Raw genomic sequence first — 23,986 nt, forward strand, 5'->3', positions numbered from 1 at the left:
CCATAGGCGTCGTGGTGCAGGCATATGCTTCCCCGCATGCCCAAGCGCCGCCCCTCCGAGCCGATGCCGGACGTCTTCGAGACGTTCGCCCACCGGGTCGACGAGGCTGAGGAGCAGGGCGGTCCGATCGACGCGACCCAGGTCGCCAAGGGCGCCGGCGTCTCGTTGGGACTGATGGTCTGCGCCGCGCTCGGCTTCGTCCTCGGCTTCTGGGTCGGCACGCAGAACGAACCCGACCTCGCCTACGACCACCTCGTGTGGGAGGGCATCATCAAGGTCGGCTTCGCCGTGCTGTGCGGGCTCCTCGCCGCGGCGGTGGTGCTCGCCCTCACGACGCTCGCGGTGGGTCTCCCGTGGGTCCGTCGCCAGCGCCAGCGCACCCGCCGCTGACTCCGCTGCCCAGCCGCCGCCGAACCTCTCACCTCGCCTGACCGCGGCGACCAGGCGAAGTGAGAGAAACCCACTTCCGGCGTGAAAGGTGAGGCGAGGCGAGGGGCTACTTGAGCTGGCTCGAGCTCATCCCGAGCAGACGACGGGCGATGACGAGCAGCTGGATCTGCTGGGTGCCCTCGAAGATGTCGAGGATCTTGGCGTCGCGGGCCCACTTCTCGAGCAGCTCGCGCTCGCTGTAGCCGGTGGCGCCGGCGAGCTCGACACAGGCCAGGGCGACGTCGACGCAGGTGCGTCCGGCCTTGGCCTTGGCCATGGAGGCCTCCATGGAGTTCGGCTTGCCGTTGTCGGCCATCCACGCGGCCCGCAGCGTGAGGGCGTGCGCGGCCTCGTAGTCGGCCTCCATCTGGATCAGCCGCGCCGCGGCATACGACTGCACGGGTGCCGGCCGGTCCCAGTCGACGGTGACCCCAGCCCCCGCGAGGAGCTCGGTCGTCGTGTCGAGGCAGCCACGTGTCAGCCCGAGGGCCATCCCGGCGACGAGCGGACGGGTGTTGTCGAAGGTCTGCATGGCGCCACCGAAGCCGCCGCCGGTCTTGATCTCCGGGTTGCCGAGGAGGTCCTCGGCAGGAACGCGGCAGTCGTCGAGGTGGAACGCGGCGGTGTCGGAGGCCCGGATGCCGAGCTTGTGCTCGAGGCGCACGAGCTTGAGGCCGGGGTTGTCGCGGCGCACGACGAAGGACTTGATCGCCTGCTTGCCCAGGCTCCGGTCCAGCGTCGCCCAGACGACGACGAGCTCGGCGCGCTCGCCGGAGGTGACATAGATCTTCTCGCCGTTGAGGACGTACTCGTCACCGTCCTTGACGGCGGTCGTGCGGATGGCACCGGAGTCCGAGCCGGTCTCCGGCTCGGTGATGGCCATCGCCGCCCACTGCCCGGCATACCTGGCCTTCTGCTCCTCGTTGGCGACGGCCGCGATGGCCGCGTTGCCTAGCCCCTGGCGCGGGATCGAGAGCGTGAGCCCGACGTCGCCGCGGCAGGTCTCGAGGATCGAGAGCACCGAGGAGAGGTTGGAGCCGTTCTTGACGCCTTTGTCCTCGCGGGTGTTGCGGCCGGATCCGACAGCGGCGACGACGCCTTCCTGGTCGTCGACGGCGCGGGTGGTGTGCGACGCCCCGGCACCCTGGCCTGCGCCGGAGGAGCCCATGCCGTCGATGACGGCGGAGATGAGGTCGAGCTCCTGCGGGTAGGCGTGCTCGGCGAGGTCGTACTTGCGGGAGATGGGGCGGAAGACCTCCTCGGCCATGCCGCGGGCCTGCTCGACGAGCGGGCGGAACTTCCGGGGTACCTCGAGATCGATCATGTCTGGGTTCCTTTGTGGCGTATGCCGGTCAGACGAGCAGGGTGCCCTCGAGGACACCCGCTCCACGGAGGTCGCGGTACCACCGCTCGTTGTCGAACTCCTTGACGAAGCCGTGTCCGCCGAGGAGCTGCACGGCGTGTGAGCCGATCTGCGCTGCATGGGTCGCGGTGAGCGAGCGCGCCTCGGCGGCGACCTGGGCCACATCGGTCCCGGCGTCGAGGCGAGCCGCCGCCTTGAGGGTGACGAGCCGGAGTCCGTCGAGCTCGACCGCGATGTCGGCGATCATGAAGGCCACTGCCTGGCGCTGCCCGATGGGCTCACCGAAGGCCTTGCGCTCCTGGGCGTAGGTGGTGACCTGGTCGAGCACAGCCCTCGCGGTGCCGGAGGCCGCAGCCGCCCAGGCCACGCGCGCCCGTCGCACGGCGTCGCGGTGGTCGTCGGCCGTGCCGAGCAGGTTGGCCCTGGGCACGGTGACGTCGGTGAAGACCGCACGGCCGGTGTGGGCCGCACGCAGCCCCATGGCCGGGTCGTCCTCGATGGAGACGCCGTCGGTCGCGGCCTCGACGACGAGCAGGCGCGCCTCGCCGTCGACCATCGCCGAGATGACGAAGAGCTCGGCCCTGTCGGCGCCCGCCACGATGGCCTTGGTGCCGTTGACGACGAGCGAGTCGCCCTCTGCGACAGCGGTGGTCGTCAGGGCGAACGGGTCGAAGAGCGGTTGCGGCTCCTGGAGCGCGAACGCTGCCGCAGCCACGGGCTCGTCACCGGTGAAGTGGGGCAGGTAGGTCGCCTGCTGGTCGGCGTCCCCATAGAGAGCGAGGGCGGTGGCCACTGCCGCGGTCGCCATCTGCGCGACGGCGATGCCCATGTCGCCGCGGGCCAGCTGCTCGAGGACGAGCACGCCGGTGACCGCCGAGCGCTCCTCGGCGATGCCCCCGAGCTCCTCCGGCACACCGACGAGCCCGAGGCCCATCTGCTCCATGGCCTCGCGGACCTCGTCGGGCACGGCGCGCTCGGTGTCGGCGCGGGACCCGGCGGGCCGGATCACCTCGTCGGCGAGGTCGCTCGCCGCCTGCTGGAGCATCTGCTGGTCCTCGGTCGGCGTGAGGTCGAACACTCCACGGCGCCTCACCGTCGCCGGACGGGTGACTGGCCCGGAGCCCTTGGCCTTCCTGAAGGCGCGCCCCACCGCGACCTGGGACTTGAACCCCGAGTGCGCGCCGCGGTTGAGAAGCCGCTCGACCCGGCCGCGAACCCTGGGGTCGGCCATGACGGGGAGTCCGCCGGCCTTGGCGATGAGCCGCAGCCCGAGGCGCTGGCCCCGGTCGGCGAGCGAGGGTGGCGTGGTCGCCATGGTGGGCTTCCCTTCGAGGAAACGTCGTCGGTCCGCACAGTGCAGCGGGGAACTACCCGATACTGCTAGTGCCTGATACCGAGCCTAGCCCATCGTTGTCGCTCGGTAACCATGCACCTCACGTCGCCTTTGCCCTTGCCTGCAGGTCTCTGGCGACCTCGATCTCGGTCCCGAGGTCCCAGCCGGGCACGAGCGGCAGGTTGTCGCCGCTCCAGAACCGACCCGGGTCATACCAGTTCATCGGCGCATCCGGCGTGAGCAGGCCCATCTCCTCGTAGGTCAGGGCCACGACCTCGGCACAGTAGGCCACCTCGGGCCGCATCGCCCTGAGCTCGAGGTCACGTCGCGACACGTGGGCGTCGCGACCGGAGAGCCACCGCCAGGCCAGCCGCCCTGTCGACGGGAACGACACCCCGTCGAGCCGCGCGATGCACCGCAGTACGGCGTCCTCGTGCTCCTCACCGACCTCAGGCGTCAGCTGGCGCAACCAGGCTCGCTGCTCGTACTTCTCCTGCCAGAGCGTCACGGCAGCCCGCAGGTCGTGGAGCTGGACCCCTCGGTGGAAGCCACCGGTCCACAGGTCCTGCAGCGACTTGCCCAGCTCGGCGTGCCACATCAGGGGCGGGAGGTCCTCGAGGACCACGGCCATGCCGACGTGGTTGACCGGCGAGTTCGTCGCGGTCTGGATGGCCCGGTCAGCGACCGACCGGCCGCGGAAGATCCAGACGTCACCGGTACGCGTGAGGTCGACTGCCTCATCGAGCGAGAGGCCGGCGGACGTCCCGTGCGAGGAAGGCATGACGGCAGCGTATGCCGGGTGCTCCCGATCGGTGATCACTGCGGCATACGCTGCAGTCATGCAGTCGAACTGGTGGAAGGCCCTCGGGCTCGCCGGCCTCGCGTCGGTCGTGGCGACCGGTGCCGTGATCGCGCGCAACGAGCGGCAGCGCCGGGCCTACTCCCCCGACGAGATCCGCGAGCGCCTCCACGAGAGGCACGCCCGCGCGGAGCAGCAACGCCCCTGACCTGGTCCTCAGATCCAGAGGCTGGTGCAGCGGATGTAGCCGCCACCCTTGGCGAGCTCGTCGACGTGCGGGGTGATGACCGACAGCCCGGCGCTCTCGACGTCGGCGCGCAGCTGTGGCGCACTGTCGCTCATGACCACTGTGGTTCCGGTGGAGACGAGGTTGCACGCGAACGACTCACGCGCCTCGAGCTCGGAGATCTCGATCTTGTCGACGATGTCGAGGCCCGCCAGCAGAGCGCGGCTCTCGGGCGTGAAGGCCTCGGGGCAGTAGGCGATGAGGCCCTTGCTCGTCGAGTCGGGCTCCCGCAGGACGGAGAGCGTGAGGTCGATGTCGTACCAGTAGCTGTCCGGCCATCCGCTCACCACGTTGACGACCGGACGCCCGGCCTCGTCGAGCTGCGGGAGGGTCTGCAGCTGGATGCGCTCGAGACCGAAGTGGTGCGCGGCATACTCCAGCGCTTCCTCGTCCGAGCGATAACCGGCACCACAGAACACGAGGTCACCACAGACGAGGGCATCGCCCTGACCACTGAAGCGCCACGGCGTCGGGAGGTCGTCGATCTGGAAGCCGAGCTCGGTGAGCCGGTCGCGGGCCCACGCCTCCTCGGACTGGCGGGAGGGCGGCAGCGTCGCCATGAGCGCGCGGCCACCGCGGACGAGGGCCCAGTTGGCGGTGTAGACGCCGTCCTGGCTCGTCGGGGGAGCCTCGACGGTGACGATCTCGGCGCCGGCGCGGTGCAGGGCGTCCTTGATGCCGTTGTGCTCGACCTCGGCCTTGGCCGTGTCGACGGTGGCGCCGTCCTCGTAGTACGGGTTCAGCTTGTGGTCGTTGCCGAAGTAGTGCGCCGACGACATGAGCAGTGTCGAGTTCAGCACTCGCCCACCACCTCCTCGTCCGTTCGGACCCAGGGCATCAGCAGGCCGCGCACGACTGGGTCACCGTCCGCGGCCACGCCAGTGTGACACCCAGCCCAGCCGAACGCGCAAACGCGTTGGCGCCGTCGTCAGGAGTCGGCTCGGCCCATGGCGTCGGGCCGGCCGGCAGGGTCGAGCCGGTCGGGGTGCAGCAGGAGCTCGCGCACGATGCCGGCCAGCTGTCCGGCGTGCGCACCGTCGACGATGCGGTGGTCGGCGGTCGCCACGAGCACGACCACCGGGCGCACGACGACCTCGCCATCGATGACGACCGCCTTGTCCTGGATCGCCCCGATCGCGAGGTAGAGCGGGGTGCGCGCGAAGGGCAGCGGGGCGAGGTACGCCTCGTCGAGCCCGAGCGAGCCGACGTTGGAGACGAAGGCGGTCCCGAGCGGGAAGCCGGGCTGGCCCAGCACCCCCCGCCCCAGACCACCGGCGACGAGACTGGCGACGCCCAGGGCGGGACGCACGGCCCAGGTCGGCACCAGCCGCACGATCCCGGAGCTGCGGCGGTAGGCGACGTCCTTGCCGGCACGGAGCTGACCGGCACCCGACGTGACGGCGCGGGCCACCTCCAGCGGGCTCAGCCGGTCGACGCCGAGCACCTTGACCGGGGCCAGGTCCGACCCGCCCGCGATGTCGACCGCGAAGCCGACGTCGCACGTGTCGAGGTCGAGGCGCCGGCCCATGACGATGCGGGCGCGCACCTCGGGCACCTGTCGGAGTGCTCGACCCAGCGCTGCCCCGACGACGTGGGTGATGGTGACCCGCTCCCCCGACTCCGACCGCACCCGGTCGACGTAGGCGAGGACCGCACTCACGTCGAGCTCCATGCGGGTGTAGATGCGTCCGTCGCGCGACGGTCGCCAGCTGGCCACCGCGATCTTGTTGCGGGTCGAGTTGCGCCGCCCGCTCATCCGGCCGACCGCCTCTCGGGTCGCTCCGGGGCAGGCGGGACAGGACGAGCCGGTATGCCGGAGAGGGCGATCCGGGCCAGCGCCCGAGGCGCTCCGGTCACGGCAGCGATCGGTGCCGCTCGCCTGGGCAGCCGCAGGTGAGCGTGGCCCTGCTCGACGGCGCTCACGACTCTGCGGGCGACGTCGTCGGGGTCGAGCAGCGTGATGAGCCGGGTACGCAGCGCTCGGGCGAAGGCTGCGTCGCTGGGTCCGTGGCGTCCGATGCGGTCCATCATCTCGGAGACGACCGGGCCGATCTCGACGGCCAGCGTGCCGACCGGCCCGCCGCGCAGGTCTGCGCGCAGACCAGAGGTGGCGTGGGTCAGACCGGCCTTGGTCCCGCCATAGAGGGCGAGGCCCGGGAAGGTCGCGACCCCGGCCAAGGACGAGATGTTGACGAGGTGTCCGCTGCCGCGGGCGAGCATGCCCGGCAGCACCTGTCGGCACAGCTCGAGGGGCGCGGTGAGGTTGAGGTCGATGGTGCGGCGCAGCTCAGCGGCGGTGAGGTCGGTCAGGAGCCCTGCGGCGTCGGCGCCCGCGTTGTTGACGAGGACGTCGACAGGTCCGTGCCGCACCTCCACCCTGTCGACGAGCCCGTGCAGGCTCGCCGGGTCACAGAGATCGGTCGGGAAGGCCGAGCCACCGGTGGCCTGGGCGAGGGCCTTCAGGGGGTCCGGGGTGCGGGCGAGCAGAGTGACCCGGGCCCCGTGGTCGGCGAGCCGGTGCGTGAGGGCCGCGCCGATCGTGCCGGTCGCGCCGGTGAGGAGGACGTGCGCGCCCGTGATCCGCATCTGCACAGTGTCGCCCACGGGCGCGCGGGCCCCACCATCAACGAGATGGGGCCCGCCACCGCCGCGGTGGGGCGTGGGACAGAGCGGGTCGAGGTCAGGCCACCCGCGTCTGGGGTGCGTTCTCCGCCGTCTTGCCCGGGTCACGCTCGACGACGTCACCCAGGACGTCGTCGATCTGCTTCATGGCCGCGGGCTCGAGTCGCACGCCGGCCGCCTTGACGTTCTCGTGGACCTGCTCCGGGCGGGAGGCCCCGACGAGCGCTGCAGCGACGTTGTCGTTCTGGAGCACCCAGGCGACGGCGAGCTGGGCCATGGTGAGCCCGGCCTCGTCGGCGATGGGCTTGAGCCCCTGGACCCGGGTGAGGACGTCGTCGTTCATGAATCGCTTGATCATGTCGGCGCCGCCCTTCTCATCCGTCGCACGCGATCCCTCCGGCGGCGCCTGGCCCGGCTCGTACTTGCCCGTGAGCACACCCTGTGCGATCGGGCTCCACACGATCTGGCTCACGCCGAGCTCCTTGGACGTGGGCACGACCTCGTCCTCGATGACCCGCCACAGCATGGAGTACTGCGGCTGGCTCGAGATGAGCTGGAAGCCGAGCTCCTTGCTCAGGGCCACGCCCTCGCGGATCTGGTCGGCTGTCCACTCGCTGACGCCGATGTAGAGCGCCTTGCCCTGCCGGACGATGTCCGCGAACGCCTGCATCGTCTCCTCGAGCGGCGTCTCGGTGTCGTAGCGGTGCGCCTGGTAGAGGTCGACGTAGTCGGTCTGCAGCCGCTGGAGTGAGCCGTTGATGGACTCCATGACGTGCTTGCGGGAGAGGCCGGTGTCGTTCTTGCCGCCGGGTCCGGTGGGCCAGTAGACCTTGGTGAAGATCTCGAGGTCTTCACGCCGCTCGCCCTTGAGCGCGTCGCCGAGCACGGTCTCGGCCTTGGTGTTGGCGTAGACGTCGGCGGTGTCGAAGGTGCTGATGCCGGCCTCGAGTGCTGCCCGCACGCACTGCGTGGCCATGTCGTTCTCGACCTGTGAGCCGTGGGTGAGCCAGTTGCCGTAGGTGATCTCGCTGATCTTGAGTCCGCTGTTGCCGAGGTATCGGTAGTCCATGACCCCACGGTATGCCGACACGGCTTCGACGCCGTAGGTCAGGTGCCCTCTCCCGCCCTGTGTGCCGTCGCTCCCGCGTAACGTCGACGACGGACCCCACCGGGTCTGTCCCCAATGCGAAGGAGCACCCATGTCGGATGATGCAAAGGCCGCCAAGGAGCTGGTCGAGACCCTGCGTGACGGCGAGAAGGGCTTCGCCGCGTCCGCCGACAAGCTGCGTGACGGCGACCGCCCCGAGTGGGCGACGCTGATGCAGCGCCTGTCCGAGCAGCGCGCGAGCTTCCGCCAGGAGATCGTCGCGCTCGGTCACGAGTACGGCGACGACGTCGACGAGAGCGGCACCGCGACCGCCGCACTGCACCGCGGCTGGATCGCCCTCAAGGACGCCGTCACCGGCGACGACGCAGGCGCTGTCCTCGGCGCGGCCTCGACCGGTGAGGACCACGCCGTGTCCGAGTACGAGAAGGCGCTCGAGCAGGACCTCAGCGCCGGGTTCCGCGAGGTCGTCTCGCGTCAGCACCTGGCCGTCGTCGCGGCCCGCGACGAGGTCAACGCCCTCAAGGCCGTCGACTGACGCTGCCCTCTCACACCTCGAAGCCCCGATCGCCGCGGCGCGGTCGGGGCTTCGTCGTCTGCCGCTCGACCGGCGGACGGGCGGACGGGCTGACGGGCTGACGGGCTAGAGGCGGGCGCTGGCCCTCAGCGGTTCGGCGCCACCCAGTGCTCGTCGTGGCTCGTCATGTCGGCCGTGCCAGTCGACGCACAGCACCGTGGCGTCGTCCTCCAGGCTGTTCCCGGCGGCAGCGAGAGCCGCGTCGGCCAGTGCTCGCACCGCCTCTCGGGGGTGCAGGGCCCTCGTCGCCCTGAGCGTCTCCGGGAGGTCGACGCTGGCGACATTGCGTTCGAGCATCCCGTCGGTGATGAGGACGAGACGGTCGCCGGGTTCCAGCACGTGGGTCGTCGTGCCGTAGGTGGTGTCCCCGAACATGCCCAGGGGGAGGTCGACCCGCAGGTCCATGGTCAGCACGTCGGCACCCCGGAGCAGATACGGAGCGACGTGGCCGGCGTTGACCACGTGCAGGGCTGCGGTGCGCAGGTCGAGCCGAGCCACCAGTCCGGTGACGAACGTGTCCTCGCCGTGATCGACCAACGCTTCGTTCGCCGAGTCGACCTGGTCGACGAGGGACCCACCCTGCCTCCGCGTCCCGCGCAGGCTGCCCAGGCACGTGCTGGCCGTCAGTGCGGCGTCCACGCCATGGCCCATCGCGTCGGTCAAGGACAGGTGCAGCAGGTCGCGGGCCAGGCTGTAGTCGAACGTGTCCCCACCGATGGTCGCGGCAGGCTCGAGCCACCCGGCCAGGGTGAAGGCCGCCGCCTCACACGTGCGCGCATGCGGCAGGAGCCGCTGCTGGATCTCGGCCGACAGGCTGAAGGACCGGGTGCGTTGTCCCCACTCGTACAGGTCGGTGTGACGGCGGTTGGCGATGACGACGAAGGCCAGCGCGTGCGCCATCTGGCCGATCTGTGCCAGCTCGTCACGATCCGGCCTCTCCGGCAGGTGCAGCTCCAGCAGCCCGATGGACTCGCCGCGCTCCGTGACCGGGGCCAGCACCCGCCACAGCCCTGGATGGAGCCCCTCCCCTGTGCCGCTCGGCGGCAGGACCTGCAGGGTCTGGGTACGGATGGCCTGCTCGGCGGGGCCACCGTCAAAGGGGAGCACGGTCGCCGACTCCTCCTCTTCGCGACGCTCCCCCGCGGCCAGCGAAGTTCGACCTGCGACAGGGCCACGCTCGAGCGGCACGTGCGCCATTCGCACCAGCGCCCGTCCCGACAGGTCAGCGATGAGGAACGAGACCGACACGGCGTCGAACGCCCGCCCCAGCTCACGGGCAGCCTGCTCGATCGCGTCGACCGGGGCTGCGGCCTCCGCTGCTTGGAGAATGCGTCCGACATCCATGACTTCACGTGCAGCCGGCGGCTCGAGGACCATGGTGAGCCACCCTACTGACGCCACCCCCACGGCATACCGCTTTCGGCGTGCGAGCCGATCAGGGAGGGGCCGGCACGTCTCAGTGGGTTGGTGCAGGGACATTCAGGCAGAGGTGTCGAGCTGCTCCCTGTCCACGGACGTGGAGAAGCCCTCGCCCACGCTCCACCGCTGGAGCTCGTCGACGGCGTGGTCGACGAGACGGGTGAGCTCGTCACCCATCGATCCGGCGATGTGCGGGGTGAGGAGGACGTTGGGCAGGTCGTAGAGCGGGGAGTCCGCGTCGAGGATGTCGTCGTCAGTGACGTCGAGGACGGCGTGGAGCCGACCCGACACGAGCTCATCAGTGAGTGCGGCCTCGTCGACGAGGGCGCCGCGGGCGGTGTTGACGAGGACGGCACCATCGCGCATCGCCGCCAACCGGGGCCGGTCGATGAGTCGCGCGGTCTCGGGCAGGCTCGGAGCGTGCAGCGACACCGTGTCGCACGTGCTGACGAGCTCGTCGAGGTCGACGAGGGTGACGCCGAGGCGGACTGCCTCGCTGGCGTCAACGGTCGGATCAGCCAGGAGGGTGTCGACGTCGAACGGCTTGAGGAGCTCAATGACCCGCCGCCCGATGCGGGAAGCGCCGACGATGCCCACGACGCGGCGGTAGTTGCCCATGGACGGGTATGCCGTCGCCCAGGCGGCGCGCCCCCTCGTCGCCCTGTAGGCGTGGCTGACCTCGAGGACCCGCTTCTGGCTGAAGAGGATCGCTGCAAGGGTGTACTCGGCCACGGGGAGGGCGTTCTCCTCGACCGCGGATGACACCACGATGCCGCGGTCCCAGCAGGCCTGCGTGACATGGTGTCTGACAGATCCTGCCGTGTGGATGATCGCCCGCAGCCGGGGAGCGCGCTGGAGCACGGCCTCGTCGATGGGTGGGCAACCCCACCCGGTCAGCATCACCTCGACGTCGCCGATCTCGGGCACCGAGTGGAAGTCATCCACGACCACGGACGGGTCGACGTCGGCGAGCGTGGTGAGCCGTCGGGCGATCTCGGGCGAGCACAGGTCGGACCACACCGTTCGCGACATGGCCACAAGCACTCGTGGACGGTTCACCCTGTGGATCCCGCCGTCATGTCGGAGCGACAGTCGCTCATGCCCATCTCCCATGCCTCGGTGTCGGTGACATCATTCGATGCCATGACCGGTCCTGTCGACATCCGCGCCGTCGACGACTGGTCGCAGCGCATCGGGATCTGCTCCGTCACTCTGCGCCACCTCGCCCCTGCGGAGGTCGTCGACACCTGTCGCGATGCCGGGTTGAGCCGCATCGAGTGGGGCGCCGACGTGCATGCCCCGCCGGAGGACCTCGCCCTGGTCACGCAGGTGCGGGAGCTGACCGAGGCCGCTGGCCTGATGGTGGCGTCGTACGGCAGCTACTGGCGGGCAGGAGCCTCGCCGATGGCCGAGCTGACGCCCGTCGTGACGGCAGCCAGGGCACTCGGCGCGCCACGAGTTCGGGTGTGGGCAGGCGACCTCGGCACCGACGCGGCGGACGGCTCGACGTGGGACGCGGTCGCCGGCGCTCTGACCGACGCGTGCGCCGTCGCCCGCGACCACGACGTCGGGCTTGCCCTGGAGTTCCATCGGAACACCCTGACCGACAGCGTCGACACGACTCTCGAGCTGCTCGACCGAGTGGGAGACGAGACGCTGCGCACCTACTGGCAGCCTCGCCTCGACGAGGCCGTCGAACCAGGCGTCGATGGGCTCCGGCGTCTCGGGCCCTTCCTGGCCGGAGTCCACGTCTTCTCCTGGTGGCCGGGGGCAACGAGGTTGCGCCTGGCGGAACGCACCGACCTCTGGGCAGCCGTGACTGACCTCCTCGTCGCTGAGGTGGCGCCGTGCGACCTGCTGCTCGAGTTCGTCCCGGACGACGATCCGGCGTTCGTGGCTCCGGATGCAGCCGTGCTGCGCGGCCTGCTCTCTCGCTGACGGCGTCGCGTGCGGCGTCAGAGCTCGTTGCGAACCACGGCACCTTGGGCCACGACGAGCTTGACGCGTTCGAGCGCGCTCCCGTCCTCCAGCGGGTTCCCGTCGACGACCACGACATCGGCGTGGTAGCCCGGGGCCAGGCGACCAACCCTCTTGGACCACCCGATGAGCTCCGCTGCGTTCACGGTCGCTCCGCGCAAGGCGTCCAACGGCGTGAGCCCGGCCTCCACCAGGAGCCTGACCTCCGTGCCGATCGGGTCGACATCGGTGCCGAAGGAGTCCGTGCCGGCGACGACGGTGACCCCTCGCGCGTGAGCCTCACGGATGGCGGCCTGCAGGACCGGCATGTACTCGCGGCCGCGCGCAGCCAGGACGGGGTTGGGAGACTGGCTCAGCCCGGCGATCGCTGCTGTGGTGGGCGTGAAGTAGGTGCCGCGACGGGCCATCAGGTCGAGGGTGGACTCGCCGACGAACACACCGTGCTCGATGCTGCGGACCCCCGCTCGCACGGCCCCGTCGATCCCCTCCCGGCTGTAGGCGTGGCACAGGACCCCTGCCCGTCCCGCCGCAGAGACGACCGCCGAGATCTGCTCCTGGTCATAGACGAGCTCGGTCGGGTCCTGCTCCGCGATCCCGGCGCGCGGGTTCGTGCGGGTCTTGATGACGTCGACGCCGCGGGAGAGGTTGACGCGCGTCACGTAGGCGAGGTCCGAGGTGGACCGCACGCCACCGGCGAGGGCCGCCAGAGGGGCGAGGGCCGGATCGGCGAGGACGGTGTCACCCAGCTCCGGAGACACGAACACCCCCGCGGCGCGCATCCGCGGTGCAAGTCCGGGTGCCCACTCGGCGAGCGGCCGCAGGGCGACGTCCTGGTAGAAGTTCGAGGACCCGCTGCGCACCGTGGTGGCCCCGGCCCGCAGGACCGCCTTGGCGTCCGCGAGGGCATTGATGTGGACGTGGACGTCGACCAGGCCGGGGACGACCCACTTGCCGAACACCTCGATGGTCCGTGCTCGGCCCGTCACCTTGGCCACCGCCGCCCGGGTGGCGTCCCGCGAACCTGCGGCCAGGACGACACCTCCGTCGAGCACCACGACCGCGTCCTGCGTGACGTGTCCCGACCGCGGGTCGACCAGTGCCCCGCCAGTGATGATGAGCGCACCTGGCCGGGGAGGGCGGCCACGGTAGCGCGGTGTCGATGAACCCGTTCCCGGGTCTGCCTGCGCGCTCGGTGAGCTCAGGACACCCGCGGTCGAGACACCGGCGAGGACGGCGGCCCCCGCCAGGACGTTGCGGCGGGCGACGGCTGCTGGTGGCTGGACGGCGTTGGCGTGGTGGTCATGCAGGCACATGAGGATCTCCAGTGTGGGGCGCGGGATGGCGGGGGATGGGTAGGGTGACCGTGACGACGATTTGGTATACCACTTTGGTATACCAAGAGGGAGGAACGCGCAATGCCTACTAGTGAGAAACATGCCGCAGGCCTCAAGGACGCGGTGCAGGACGCGATCCGTGACCGGGTCTTCTCGGGGCAGCTGCCGCCAGGGACTCGACTCGTCGAGCGGCAGCTTGCCCAGGAGCTCGACGTCTCCCGGGTCCCGGTCCGCGAGGCGCTTCGAGCGCTGGAGCGGGAGGGGTTGGTGGAGGAACGCCCCACGCGCGGCATGGTCGTCCGCCAGCTCAGCCCCGACGACCTCGAGACGCTCTACCAGGTGCGCTCAGCCCTGGAGGAGATCCTGTGCCGGCGCCTGGTGGGCACTCTGGACGAGCAGGGCCTGGACCGCCTCCAGGCTGTTGTCGACCGGACTGCGGCTGCCATTGATGCGGGCGACTCGGAAGCCGCGGTGGAGGCGAACGCGTCCTTCCATGAAGCGCTCGTGGACGAGGCGGGCAGCCGTGTGCTCGCCTCGGTCATCGAGCCGGTCGCCGGGCAGATCAAGTGGCTGCTCAGCCAGCACACCGACGCCGGCACCATGAACGCCGAGCACCAGCTCATCGTGGCTGCCCTCCGGGAGCGCGACGCAGATCGGGCGATCGAGGCGTGCCGCCAGCACCTGGTCAGCAGTCGTGCCGAGGCGTCGAGGATGCCTTCCTGACGCGAGACCTCGACGAGGAGAGGGGCAGCGACGGGGTTCTGCCACCCCACGCGAGGTCCGAGTGCCTCAGCTCCTGTTCGCTGCGACCCAGGCGTCGATGGACTCCAGGACGGTGGAGGTCACGTCGTGCTTCGGCAGGAAGCCCAGCATGGTGCGAGCCTTCTCCATCGAGTACAGGGGCGCTCGCCCGATGTGGTCGAGAGTCACCTCGACGTGCTCCGGTTCGACCTGCGCGACGAACTCGTCCCACGGCACGAACCGGAGGTTCGGCTCATGGCCGAAGTGGCGAGCCACGACCTCGGCGTAGCCGCGCAGCGTCATCGCCTGCGTGCACACGCTGTTGAAGCTCTGACCGCTGGCAGCATGAGGTTGCTCGAGGCACGCTTGGTGCAGTCCCGCAACGTCTTCGGCGTGCACGTGATGGACGGTCTCACCGCCACGGTCCGGCAACAAGCAGGAGCCGTCGGCGCGCAACGAGTCGATCACCCCGGGGTCGAGGTTGCCGGCGGGTCCGATGGGTAGCCAACCGGGCCCGCTGATGTGTCCCGGATGCACGACGCTGGCGCGGACTCGATCCTGCTCGCCCGTCAGGTACTGCTCGACAGCCAGCTTGTTGACGCCGTACTCCCCAAAGGGGTGCTTGGGTGCAGCCTCGGTCGTCGGCACGACGGCGCTCGGTCCGTATGACCAGACGCTGCCCGTGTGGACGAGGTGCTGCCCGTCGAGCGCATCGACCAGCTGCCTGGCCTGCGCCGTCGTGAAGCAGGTCAGGTCCACGACCCCATCGGGCCGCAGTCGACCGATCACCGTCCCGAACTTGCCGACACGCTCGGCAGCCGGCCGATCGCAGACCACCATCTCAACGTCCCGCCATGCTGGGTCGTCGCGGTAGGCCCGACGAGATCCGCGACTGACGACCGCGACGTCATGCCCTGCCCTGACCAGGCCCGGCACCAGGTAGGTGCCGATGTGGCCCGTACCGCCGATGACCACTACGCGCATGCGCCAGAACACTACTCCCGGCACAGGCACGTCGGTCGTCATCGACCTAGCCGTGATCGAGGATCCCCGCGTTGCCGAGGTTGCGGGCCAGCGGGACGAACCCCCACGTCGTGGGTGGTCGCCCCGCTGGGCCTGATCTGTCGACCGGACGGGTCCGCTGGTGGCGTCAGTCGGCCGGAGGAGCCGGCACGGGCACGGGCATCGGCCATGCGCGGTGCCGGGTCAGGGCCTCGAGCACCGAGGCCGCCAGGCTCGACGGATCGCCGACGACGACACCTGGCGCCTGCGGGTCGACACCGAGCACGTCGGCGAGCTCACTGGTCAGGGCCACCGTCTTGGAGTGACGCATCGCCTCATCGACCATGAGCACCACCCTCGGGTCGGGCCCTGCGGAGACGGCGCTGCCCGCCTTGGCGTCGAGGTTGGGGTTGACCGCCGCGGCATCGATGGGCAGGCCGAGCACGATGAGCGCGTCGAACTCCACGGAGCGCGTGGTGAGCAGGGTGCGGTGCGCCATGAGCGTCTCGTCGGGCCAGATGGGACCACCGTGCGCCGCGACGAGGAGTGGAGTCGTGTGGGCCTCCTGCAGCACCTCGAGGATCGCCGTGACGTCAGCGGCCGCGACCTGCGGGTCCACGACGATCCCGACCATCCGTCCGTCGACCGGCCACTGCCCTCCGACCTGCGAGAGAGCGGGACTCGGTGTGACGTCCGCGAGCTCGAACGCCTCAGGGGCCGGCATCCCGAGCCCGGCCGCGACGTCGGCGGCGAGGCGTTCGTCGATTCGCCCGAGGCACTGGAGCTGGCGCTGCCGGATGGTCTCGTCGAAGCACTTGCCGAGCTCGAAGGTGTAGGCCTGCACGATGTGGTCCTGCTCGACCGGAGTCATGCTGAGCCAGAACAGCCGGGTCTGGCTGAAGTGGTCGTCGAACGAGGCCGGCGCCGCCCGCACCTTGTCACCCGCGACGGGCGTCGGCACGTCGAGGAACGCGTTCTCGGAGTCACCGGCCATGAAGGGACACCCCCCGTCGAGCGAGTTCGGGTGATAGGGAGCGACTCCTCCGTGCACTGCGGTCTGGTGCATGCCGTCGCGCAACATGTCGTTGACCGGTGCATGGGTGCGGTTGATCGGCAGCTGGTTGTAGTTCGGTCCGCCGAGCCGGGAGAGCTGGGTGTCGATGTAGGAGAAGAGCCGTGCCTGCAGCAGGGGGTCATCGGTCACATCGATGCCCGGCACAAGGTTGCCGACGTGGTAGGCGACCTGCTCGGACTCCGCGAAGAAGTTCGTCGGGTTGCCACCCAGCGTCAGCAACCCGATCGGCTGCACGGGAGCGAGCTCCTCGGGCACGATCTTGGTCGCGTCGAGCAGGTCGATGCCGGCGAAGGTCTGCTCGGGGGTGTCCTCGAAGACCTGCACCCCCAGCTCCCACTGCGGGAAGGCGCCGGCCTCGATCGCGTCGTAGAGGTCGCGTCGGTGGAAGTCGGGGTCGACCCCACCGAGCAGCTGGCACTCCTCCCAGGTCAGCGAGTGGACCCCGAGTCGCGGCTTCCAGTGGAACTTCACCAGGCTCGTGGCCCCGTCAGGTCCGGAGAGGCGGAAGGTGTGGACCCCGAAGCCCTCCATCATCCGATACGACCGTGGGACGCCCCGGTCCGACATGGCCCAGATCGTGTGGTGCTGCGCCTCCGTGTGGAGCGAGACGAAGTCCCAGAAGGTGTCGTGTGCGGTCTGCGCCTGAGGGATCTCCCGGTCCGGGTGCCACTTCGCCGCATGGACGACGTCGGGGAACTTCATGCCGTCCTGGACGAAGAACACAGGCATGTTGTTGGCCACGAGGTCGAAGACACCCTCGGAGGTGTAGAACTTCGTCGCGAACCCGCGGGTGTCCCGTGCGGTGTCCATCGAGCCTCGCGACCCGATGACCGTGGAGAACCGCACGAACACCGGTGTCTCGACGTCCTTGCCGAGGAATGCCGCGGTCGACAGTTTGCTGGCGTTGCCGTAGCCGACGAAGAGTCCGTGGGCGCCCGCGCCTCGAGCGTGCACAACGCGCTCAGGGATGCGCTCGTGGTCGAAGTGCGTGATCTTCTCACGCAGGTGGTGGTCCTGGAGCAGGCTCGGTCCGCGTTCCCCGGCCTTGAGCGAGTGGTCCGTGTCGCGCAGCCGGGTGCCCGTCGAGGTCGTGAGCCACGCGCCCTGCTGCGCGAAGGCCTCGGCTGGGGCGCCCGTCGCGGCACCGGTGGGTGTCCCCGTCCGCGGAGCCTGCTGGTCCGGCTTCGGAGGAAGCGGCGGACGAGGCTCTGTCGGCTCCTCCAAGGACGCCGCCCCGTGGCCGGGGGCACCGGGCGCCGGGCTGGGCTGGCCCTTCGCGGCCTTGGCCACCTTCTTGACGGCCTTGCTCGCGGCCTTCTTGGCGGTGGTGGTGGGAGCGGCTTTCGCGGACTTCTTCGGAGGGGTCATACGCCGCCCTTACCCCCACCGACCAGCCGGTAAAACAGCCCCCGCTCGGGTTGACGTTCGTCATGGCCGTCGGCGGCCAGGACTCCATGGACGCAGACAGGCCCCGACCGGCGTTTCCGCTGGTCGGGGCCTGTCACTCTGTCTCAACACAGAGTGCGCCCGAAGGGATTCGAACCCCTAACCTTCTGATCCGTAGGCACGCGAGGGCCCCGAATCGACCCGAATCCTGATGCCACGTCGCGACGCACAGGACCGCGTTTCCGCAGGTCAGGTTGCCTGTGGCGGCTCAGTTCGGCCTCTGGCGCATCGTTACGGGACCGATACCGAAACCGAATTTTGGGGCCCATTTTGGGGCCCACGCGAGGCGGCCGCGTCGGACGGTCCTCGGAGCTTCACGAGAGCCGATGGATGGCAGCTTCGACCACCTCGATCATCATCGGCAGGTCTCGATCGACAGTGCTGCGCACGATTGCCGGCTCGACCAGCAGGTAGCCGTGCGCGATCCGGTTCCGCATCCCCCACATCTGGTTCCAGACACCACCGAACAGCGCCTCGCGGTCGGCAGCGCTGAGCGCCGACAGCGCCTCGATCCCCGCCGAGAGCCGCATGCAGATCGCGTCGACCGTCTTCTGGTCGGCCAGGTCGCCCGAGCCGTATTCGGCCACGACCTCGAAGTGAGCCAACGCCTCTTCAAGCACCAACTTCGGCTGCCTGCGCCTCACAGGAGCACCGCCTCGTGACGAGCCCGGTCACGCAAGGCAGGGCGAAGCGAGCTCTCCGGCACCAGGTCAACAGGCACCCCGACCACCGCAGACACCTCGTCCTCGAGCCGACCCAGCTCCATCAAGCTCAGCGGGCGGCGCATCACGAACATCAAGTCGATGTCCGATCCTCCGTCATCGTCACCCCGAGCCACCGAGCCGAACACCCGAACCTGCTCGCCGCCAGCGTCCCTGACCAACCGCAGAATCTCGGACCGTCCGGCCCGCAACCTTCGGGCCAACGGGGTCGTTCCGTGGAACCGCATCAAGCGCGACACCTCGGGCTGGCTCCGACCGATCTGCTCGGCGATCTGCGCCTGAGTCATGCCCGCCGCGGCAGCGTTGCGCACGGCCCGCACCAGCGCCTCCCGGGCACGGCGCACGGCGGCATCACTCTCTCGAGCTACCTCTGCCAACCTCGCGTCCATGCCCCACTATAGCAAGTGCTATACACGATCCAGAAGGTGTCCATGCACCGCCTGGTTTCACGCACATGCCGATGAGCGCGAAGCGCTGGGACTACCTTCCGCGTGCCCATTTCCGGAGCCGCGCTCGGCATGCTGCGTGATGTTCGGCGATGCTCGGCATCGTTCCGGGTTGTGTGTTGAACGCGAGGATTGGGGTTCGGCGTCTCTTCCCTTCGCCGTCGATCCAGACCACCGTCGAGGAGTCCGTGACCTCGACGATGCCGGTCCGAGGAATGGCTCGGCTGCGCAGATACCCATGCACCACCAGCTCTCCTTGACGAGCATCCGCCGACAGTCGGTAGCCGCGCACGGACAGGATGAGTCCGGGAACGACCCCGGTAATGAGCGCCCTTTCGACTCCCGAGCCAAGAACGAGGGGCACAAATGACAAGGCGACCAAGCACACTCCCGGGACGGCGTTTGCCCCTCGATTGATGGGGGTCGGTTGCAGAATCACGGACGTAGTGTCCCGTGCAGGCACGCGGCCACTGCGCGGACATGCCGCGATCCGCTCATTTAAGCAGTTGTCCCGCGAGGTGCGTCTAACCGCCGCCAGTCGGTGCTCCGGGCTTTACCGGATCTGCTTGATATGTGGGCGGTGGGGCTCAGCCATCGTCGCGGCAGAGGCAAAAGGGATGGCCGGCCGGGCCGAGCAGTACTCGAACGTTGTTCTGCGGCTGGTGATCAAGCAGGGTCGCTCCCAGGCCAATGGCATCGGCTACCGCGGAATCAAGGTCACCGACCTGAAAGTCGAGGTGCATCATCGGTCGCTGCGCCCCTTCCACCGGTGGCCACGTCGGAGGCTGGTAGCCAGTCGCCTGTTGGAAGACGAAGTAGCTGGTCCCCTCGGGAGCAGGCAGGATGGATGTGCCTGGCTCCTCGTGCCCTATCGGCCAACCGAGTAGCTCGGAATAGAAGCGGGCCAGAGCGTGCGGGTCGGGCGCTTCGATCGTCGTCCCCCACCACATGCCTTCACTGCGCGACCGCAGGGGATGAGCCTCTCGCGGACCTCCATCCCTGTCCACGGAACGGCACTCTCATGCCGCGATGAGTCAGAGGTTCAGGTGCGGAAGCTCCTTGCCACCCCGCGCTTCAAGACCGCGATACCTGCGGCTGAAGGCGATGTCGAGCAGCGCCGGCCACGTGATGAACAAGGGCAGCAACAAGAGCCAGTACCAGCCCCATCGCTGGTTGACCTCATCGGCCAAGATCGCGATCACCACGGGGCCAGCCATGCCAACCACCAGCCAACCGCGGCCCTCGAGAAACCCTCGCCAGGTCTGCGGGCGAGGCTTGAACTGCACGGCGTAGGCGTTCGGTCCGAGTGCCTCCCAAACTCGGCGGGAGGCCTCGATCACTCGTTCATCATCAGCGGCCCCGCTACTCATCACCACCGATTCCCACAGCGGCGGCCCCGCCGCTGGGCCTTCGGCCTCCAGCGAGCGCAGGCGGGCCGGGACATCGTCCGTGGCCCAAGAGTATCCCTGAATGAGCGCCATCAGATCGTTGTGGCGAGCCACGACAGTCTCCTCGTCGTCACCACCTCGACGTTCGAGAACAGACCGCACACCCAGAGGCCTTCCAAGCGCCAACAGTGCGAGTTGCGGCGGTGGGCCGAGGAGCCGGGTGTGGACCGGTGGGAGGGCACGTTCCCCTCCGAGGAGGCCGCCCAGGCGTGGGCTGCGATCGACGCCCTCGGCAGAGCGACGCGGCTGCACTAGGGTTGGAGTGGCTGCTGGGCTGCTGCCGATTGACGACCCCGCAGAGAAGACTCGCAGTGCCACCAGCGCCTAAGCTGGCTTGCGGACCAGCGCCTCGATGATGGTGAGACGTCCCTCCTCGGCACTGCGCACTACGTTGATCTGCAGGTCGCGGATGCCCTCGCCCATGAGCGTCTGCAGGCCAAGTGGTGGCAGACCTTGTTCCTGCAGGCGCCGCCGATTCTCCCGCAGGTCCGGCAGGATCTCCTGCGTCCGATCAAGAAACTTCACAAGGTCGAAGCCGGCCGCGGTCACATCGGCGCGGGTCTCCTCGGTCGAGGAGAGAAAGCTCGTCGCCGGCCCCGCCGCCCACGGAAGCGGGTAGTGCGGCTCGCCGCAGGGCCCCGCGCCGTACTGGGAAAAGGCGAAGACGCCGCCCGGTCTCAGGACGCAAAACACCTCGGCGTAGAAGCGCCGCTTGTACTCGATATTCATGGCCACGTTCTGCGAGTACACGCGGTCAAAGGCTGCTTCGGAGAAGGGCAGATCCGTGGCGCTGCCCTCCACCACCCCCACACAGTCAGACAGGCCGGTGGCGGCATTCAGTTCTTCCGCGGCCCGGCAGAACTCGGGGGTCAGATCAAGTGAGGTGACATGGCAGCCGAACCGCGCCGCAATCCAGCGGGCTGGCCCACCGATACCGCCACCGAGGTCAAGGAGGCGGTCACCGGGCTCAGGCCGTAGATGGGCGACCATCTCGTGGGTGGCCTTAACGCCCCGGCCATGGAAGTGGTCCAGCGGGGCGAGGACCTCTGGCGTGACTGGACCTGCATCATCGCCCTGCGCCGACCTAAGGGCAGCCAAGATGCGGGTGGCGATGTCGTCGCTGGAGTAGTGGTCCTGCACCTTGACTCCGGCTTGTTTGCTCATCAGTCCCGGTCTTCTACCTGTGGTGATTCCATCGGCGGTGTTATCCGAAAACGCGGCGAGCCATAAGCGTGCTGGGACCGCGTGTTGAGCCTTTTCCCGGGTCGCTAGCGCGAAGCCGCCCCCACGCCAGGAGGCCCACTCCGTTGAGGAGGGCGGCGATCGCCATCAGGGCGACAATCTCTGACTCGGAGAAGTTCATCCTCCATGGTCGCAACTCAGCGCCAGTGGGGGAAGCCCGAACGTCCGCAAATGCCGCGCACCGGGCGGGTTGTAGGCGGGGACCTATCCTTCGGCCATGCAGTCTGAGCGTCGCCATTCCCAACTCGTCGTGAGCCTGCTGCCTGCTGCTGCGCTCGTCGTGTTGGCTGCCTCGGGGCTTGTCCTCGTGTCTTCATCGTTCATCGACTACCCCACTCCCATCCTGGTGGTCGCAGCGGGCGTGGCACTTGTCGCCGGAATCACCGTGGCCGTGAGCGGCTGGCGTGAGGCTCGACGTACGGGAGTCGGCTACCTCGGCAGCCTTGCCGCGTCCATGAAGCGTCTTGGGCGCTTCGCCCGCGACTTCCTCTGACGCAGAGGCCGAGGAGTGAGTGCTGGCTCGTGCACTTCACGCTCATGCCGCTGTAGGGGCGGAGCCATCCCACCACGCCGTCGGGCGGGCGGGTCGGGTGGTGACAGGCCGGCTCCTCTAGAGCACAGTCGGCTCCATGCCCGGTGAGATGGACGCCATCATGGAGGAACTCGTGGCGCGAGAACCGCTGTTTCATCACCGGCAGCTCGTCCACTCGGCTGACACGTTCGATCTTGAGGCTGCCGATGACTTCAGGGAGGTTGGCGCCTCAGGTCGGGTCTACGACCGAGACACCGTGAAGGAGAACATCCTGCGACGCCTCGCTGACACAGCAGTCGACGAGATGGTGGTCGAGCACTGGCGGACCGAGGACCACCAGCTCCGGGAACTCGGCCAGACACCTACTTGCTGACGTACGTCCTGCATGGCCAGGGCCGCGTCACCCGCCGAGCCACCATCTGGCGCCACGACGCCGCCCGTAGATGGCACGTTCTCTACCACCAGGGGACAGTAGTAGCCGCCGACTGACCTCGTCCCCAGCTCCAACGAGTGTGCAGTGGGGAAGCCCGGATCTGCCGCGTTCCGCGCTTCGTGCCGAGCTGAGGAGGTCGAGGCAGTACATCCGGAGTGCCACACGTCGAGCATGCGACATTGCGCGCCTCCGGGACTCCAGATCGGGACAATGGCCGAATGCGCGACGATCAGGGCCCCGAGCAGAGCGACATGGACCGAGCATTGTTCCGCCTTGTGGCCGAGGCCCTGAGCACTGTGCCAGATGAAGCCGCGACCATCCGCCAGCACTGGGACGAGGGAGGAGGCATGTACTCCGTCGAGGTGCGCCCCCGCTCGGCATCAGCGGCAGATCTCGACATGGGCTTCGACGGTGACGACCTCCTCAACGTCAACGTCGGCAACATCTGGTTCGAGGTCTTTCCCGTGCGATCGGTTGATGACCTGACCTATGCCAAGGAGATTGCTGAGGCAGTCTTCGCCGGGCGCGTGGAAGAGAGCGGCCCGGCGTCCGATGCATACGGGCGGCTCCTGCTTGAGGATGGACCCGTCACAGTTGGCCGCGTTCATCTGCCGTGGCCCTGGAAGGCGCGCCCCCTCAAGCGGCGGTACACCCCCTACACCTGAGCAACCTTCAGCGAAGGGATACGTCCTCTATTGCCGCGTTCCGCGCGAACCTGCCGATGAGCGCGCGTTGCGGTCCTTGCTCCTCGGCCGTTCTGGACGTAAGGCGTGTAAGCGTGACGGCGACGGACAAACGTGGCGAGGAATCGCCGCGGCTCCTCTAAACTGCCATCGCGCTTCAGCCTGGGCTTGGGAGAGGTTGCATGGTGTGCTCGCGTACGGGACGTGACCGTCATTGGCTCTTCTTGGCTGTTGGGGGATGGAGGGACATGGCGTTTTCGACGCTTCCGATTCGGGTCATCAGGAACCCCTTGGTGCGGATTCTCAACCTCAATCGCACGCTGGCGCTTGCTGTCTTCCGGATTGCTGAGGGAGGCGCTGACCCTGAGGTGACCTGGCGTCAAGAAGCCGAGGACCCGAAAGGCGCCTTTCAAGCACTTGGGACATACGTTGCCATCGGTGCGATGGTCGCTGCACCCCTCGTTCCATGGCCGTACTACTTGCTGATCCGGGATCTCCTCCCAAGCGGTCCCACGATGGATCTCCTTGATGTGATGTGCATAGTTCTCGTTCCGTTGTCCGGTCTGATCGGCTACGTGGACTGCCGCTTGGCGGCGTCGCGAGAGGCGGAGAACATCACCCTCTCGAAGACACCGCCCGCCCCGCCAGCCCGCCTAGATCTCCTAGGGAACGGCCAGGTATTGGGGCGAAGCTCAACGCTAGGTTTCGTCGTAAGTCTGGTGGCTTCAGCACTCCTCGCCCTCTAACGCTGGTGAGGCTGCGCGATCCGCGTGGGCCGGCTCACCCTGGTGGCGAATGCCCGCATCTGCCGCGATCAGAGTCGTCGGTTGCTGCGTCGGTGGCAGACTGGATCCTGAACCACCCTGCCGACACGAGGAGACGAACGCATCGAATTTCTGTCAGGACGTTCCGTCCTGCGAGACGTGGTTGTCTTCGCGGCTTGGGCGGGTCTGTACATCGCGCTGATCTGGC

26 protein-coding genes are annotated in these 23,986 nt (G+C 68.9%); 9 read left to right on the top strand and 17 right to left on the bottom strand.

Features of this window, described 5'->3' with window-relative positions; translation table 11 throughout:
- Positions 1-36: 36 nt before the first annotated feature.
- Positions 37-390 (top strand): hypothetical protein, encoded by a 354-nt coding sequence (locus ACFQW8_RS06005; RefSeq protein ID WP_380086060.1) that lies wholly within the window; start codon positions 37-39, stop codon positions 388-390.
- Positions 391-496: 106 nt separating this feature from the next.
- Here the strand turns inward: ACFQW8_RS06005 and ACFQW8_RS06010 are convergent, their stop codons facing one another.
- The 3 genes from ACFQW8_RS06010 to ACFQW8_RS06020 all read right to left on the bottom strand — a co-directional run bounded on the left by ACFQW8_RS06010 (position 497) and on the right by ACFQW8_RS06020 (position 3,906).
- Entirely contained in the window at positions 497-1,753 is a 1,257-nt protein-coding gene (locus ACFQW8_RS06010; RefSeq protein ID WP_380086062.1) for an acyl-CoA dehydrogenase family protein, read from the bottom strand.
- Between the two features lie 28 nt (positions 1,754-1,781).
- Positions 1,782-3,107, bottom strand: coding sequence for an acyl-CoA dehydrogenase family protein (locus ACFQW8_RS06015; RefSeq protein ID WP_380086063.1), 1,326 nt, complete (start codon positions 3,105-3,107; stop codon positions 1,782-1,784).
- Between the two features lie 118 nt (positions 3,108-3,225).
- The gene (locus ACFQW8_RS06020; protein ID WP_380086064.1) at positions 3,226-3,906 is read right to left on the bottom strand and encodes a hypothetical protein; all 681 of its coding nucleotides are present in this window, start codon (positions 3,904-3,906) and stop codon (positions 3,226-3,228) included.
- A 58-nt stretch (positions 3,907-3,964) separates the two neighbouring features.
- On the opposite strand from ACFQW8_RS06020, the gene ACFQW8_RS06025 reads away from it, so the two are divergent.
- Positions 3,965-4,132, top strand: coding sequence for a hypothetical protein (locus ACFQW8_RS06025; RefSeq protein ID WP_380086066.1), 168 nt, complete (start codon positions 3,965-3,967; stop codon positions 4,130-4,132).
- 8 nt (positions 4,133-4,140) lie between these two features.
- Here the strand turns inward: ACFQW8_RS06025 and ACFQW8_RS06030 are convergent, their stop codons facing one another.
- The 4 genes from ACFQW8_RS06030 to ACFQW8_RS06045 all read right to left on the bottom strand — a co-directional run bounded on the left by ACFQW8_RS06030 (position 4,141) and on the right by ACFQW8_RS06045 (position 7,901).
- Positions 4,141-5,010: a dimethylarginine dimethylaminohydrolase family protein gene (locus ACFQW8_RS06030; protein ID WP_380086068.1), complete on the bottom strand. Its 870-nt coding sequence runs from the start codon at positions 5,008-5,010 to the stop codon at positions 4,141-4,143.
- 128 nt (positions 5,011-5,138) lie between these two features.
- The gene (locus ACFQW8_RS06035) at positions 5,139-5,966 is read right to left on the bottom strand and encodes a 2-oxo acid dehydrogenase subunit E2 (RefSeq protein ID WP_380086069.1); all 828 of its coding nucleotides are present in this window, start codon (positions 5,964-5,966) and stop codon (positions 5,139-5,141) included.
- Positions 5,963-6,796: an SDR family NAD(P)-dependent oxidoreductase gene (locus tag ACFQW8_RS06040; RefSeq protein WP_380086070.1), complete on the bottom strand. Its 834-nt coding sequence runs from the start codon at positions 6,794-6,796 to the stop codon at positions 5,963-5,965. The genes ACFQW8_RS06035 and ACFQW8_RS06040 overlap by 4 nt, the downstream gene beginning before the upstream one ends.
- Before the next feature lie 94 nt (positions 6,797-6,890).
- A complete protein-coding gene (locus ACFQW8_RS06045; RefSeq protein WP_380086071.1) occupies positions 6,891-7,901 on the bottom strand; it encodes an aldo/keto reductase family protein in 1,011 nt (336 codons plus the stop codon).
- 130 nt (positions 7,902-8,031) lie between these two features.
- On the opposite strand from ACFQW8_RS06045, the gene ACFQW8_RS06050 reads away from it, so the two are divergent.
- Positions 8,032-8,475, top strand: coding sequence for a ferritin-like domain-containing protein (locus ACFQW8_RS06050; protein ID WP_380086072.1), 444 nt, complete (start codon positions 8,032-8,034; stop codon positions 8,473-8,475).
- A 105-nt stretch (positions 8,476-8,580) separates the two neighbouring features.
- Here the strand turns inward: ACFQW8_RS06050 and ACFQW8_RS06055 are convergent, their stop codons facing one another.
- On the bottom strand, positions 8,581-9,858 hold the full coding sequence (locus tag ACFQW8_RS06055) for a PP2C family protein-serine/threonine phosphatase (RefSeq protein ID WP_380086073.1): 1,278 nt from the start codon (positions 9,856-9,858) through the stop codon (positions 8,581-8,583).
- Between the two features lie 135 nt (positions 9,859-9,993).
- Positions 9,994-10,965 (bottom strand): hydroxyacid dehydrogenase, encoded by a 972-nt coding sequence (locus ACFQW8_RS06060; protein ID WP_380086074.1) that lies wholly within the window; start codon positions 10,963-10,965, stop codon positions 9,994-9,996.
- Between the two features lie 111 nt (positions 10,966-11,076).
- On the opposite strand from ACFQW8_RS06060, the gene ACFQW8_RS06065 reads away from it, so the two are divergent.
- The gene (locus ACFQW8_RS06065) at positions 11,077-11,871 is read left to right on the top strand and encodes a sugar phosphate isomerase/epimerase family protein (protein ID WP_380086076.1); all 795 of its coding nucleotides are present in this window, start codon (positions 11,077-11,079) and stop codon (positions 11,869-11,871) included.
- 17 nt (positions 11,872-11,888) lie between these two features.
- Here the strand turns inward: ACFQW8_RS06065 and ACFQW8_RS06070 are convergent, their stop codons facing one another.
- A complete protein-coding gene (locus ACFQW8_RS06070) occupies positions 11,889-13,223 on the bottom strand; it encodes an amidohydrolase family protein (RefSeq protein WP_380086077.1) in 1,335 nt (444 codons plus the stop codon).
- A gap of 102 nt (positions 13,224-13,325) precedes the next feature.
- On the opposite strand from ACFQW8_RS06070, the gene ACFQW8_RS06075 reads away from it, so the two are divergent.
- Positions 13,326-13,967: a GntR family transcriptional regulator gene (locus ACFQW8_RS06075; RefSeq protein WP_380086079.1), complete on the top strand. Its 642-nt coding sequence runs from the start codon at positions 13,326-13,328 to the stop codon at positions 13,965-13,967.
- A gap of 66 nt (positions 13,968-14,033) precedes the next feature.
- On the opposite strand, the gene ACFQW8_RS06080 is transcribed toward ACFQW8_RS06075, so the two are convergent.
- The 7 genes from ACFQW8_RS06080 to ACFQW8_RS06110 form a co-directional block, all read right to left on the bottom strand.
- Complete coding sequence (locus ACFQW8_RS06080) at positions 14,034-14,969, bottom strand: NAD-dependent epimerase/dehydratase family protein (RefSeq protein ID WP_380086080.1); 936 nt, start codon at positions 14,967-14,969, stop codon at positions 14,034-14,036.
- A gap of 166 nt (positions 14,970-15,135) precedes the next feature.
- A complete protein-coding gene (locus ACFQW8_RS06085) occupies positions 15,136-17,430 on the bottom strand; it encodes a catalase (protein WP_380086081.1) in 2,295 nt (764 codons plus the stop codon).
- Between the two features lie 392 nt (positions 17,431-17,822).
- Positions 17,823-18,128, bottom strand: coding sequence for a HepT-like ribonuclease domain-containing protein (locus ACFQW8_RS06090; RefSeq protein WP_380088602.1), 306 nt, complete (start codon positions 18,126-18,128; stop codon positions 17,823-17,825).
- 20 nt (positions 18,129-18,148) lie between these two features.
- Positions 18,149-18,574 (bottom strand): nucleotidyltransferase domain-containing protein, encoded by a 426-nt coding sequence (locus ACFQW8_RS06095; protein ID WP_380086082.1) that lies wholly within the window; start codon positions 18,572-18,574, stop codon positions 18,149-18,151.
- 689 nt (positions 18,575-19,263) lie between these two features.
- Positions 19,264-19,626 (bottom strand): VOC family protein, encoded by a 363-nt coding sequence (locus tag ACFQW8_RS06100; RefSeq protein WP_380086083.1) that lies wholly within the window; start codon positions 19,624-19,626, stop codon positions 19,264-19,266.
- A gap of 84 nt (positions 19,627-19,710) precedes the next feature.
- A complete protein-coding gene (locus ACFQW8_RS06105) occupies positions 19,711-20,178 on the bottom strand; it encodes a hypothetical protein (RefSeq protein ID WP_380086084.1) in 468 nt (155 codons plus the stop codon).
- Between the two features lie 270 nt (positions 20,179-20,448).
- Positions 20,449-21,288 (bottom strand): class I SAM-dependent methyltransferase, encoded by an 840-nt coding sequence (locus ACFQW8_RS06110; protein ID WP_380086085.1) that lies wholly within the window; start codon positions 21,286-21,288, stop codon positions 20,449-20,451.
- A 295-nt stretch (positions 21,289-21,583) separates the two neighbouring features.
- Here ACFQW8_RS06110 and ACFQW8_RS06115 point away from each other — a divergent pair, with 295 nt between their 5' ends.
- The 4 genes from ACFQW8_RS06115 (at position 21,584) to ACFQW8_RS06130 (ending at position 23,760) form a co-directional block, all read left to right on the top strand.
- The gene (locus ACFQW8_RS06115; RefSeq protein ID WP_380086086.1) at positions 21,584-21,859 is read left to right on the top strand and encodes a hypothetical protein; all 276 of its coding nucleotides are present in this window, start codon (positions 21,584-21,586) and stop codon (positions 21,857-21,859) included.
- 136 nt (positions 21,860-21,995) lie between these two features.
- Positions 21,996-22,271: a hypothetical protein gene (locus tag ACFQW8_RS06120; protein WP_380086087.1), complete on the top strand. Its 276-nt coding sequence runs from the start codon at positions 21,996-21,998 to the stop codon at positions 22,269-22,271.
- A 278-nt stretch (positions 22,272-22,549) separates the two neighbouring features.
- Positions 22,550-22,996 carry a hypothetical protein gene (locus ACFQW8_RS06125; protein ID WP_380086089.1) on the top strand — a complete coding sequence of 149 codons (447 nt, stop codon included), beginning with the start codon at positions 22,550-22,552 and terminating at the stop codon, positions 22,994-22,996.
- 266 nt (positions 22,997-23,262) lie between these two features.
- Entirely contained in the window at positions 23,263-23,760 is a 498-nt protein-coding gene (locus ACFQW8_RS06130; RefSeq protein ID WP_380086090.1) for a hypothetical protein, read from the top strand.
- The last annotated feature ends 226 nt before the right edge of the window (positions 23,761-23,986 follow it).

Source organism: Knoellia altitudinis (assembly GCF_042666355.1).
Taxonomy (GTDB): Bacteria; Actinomycetota; Actinomycetes; order Actinomycetales; family Dermatophilaceae; genus Knoellia; species Knoellia altitudinis.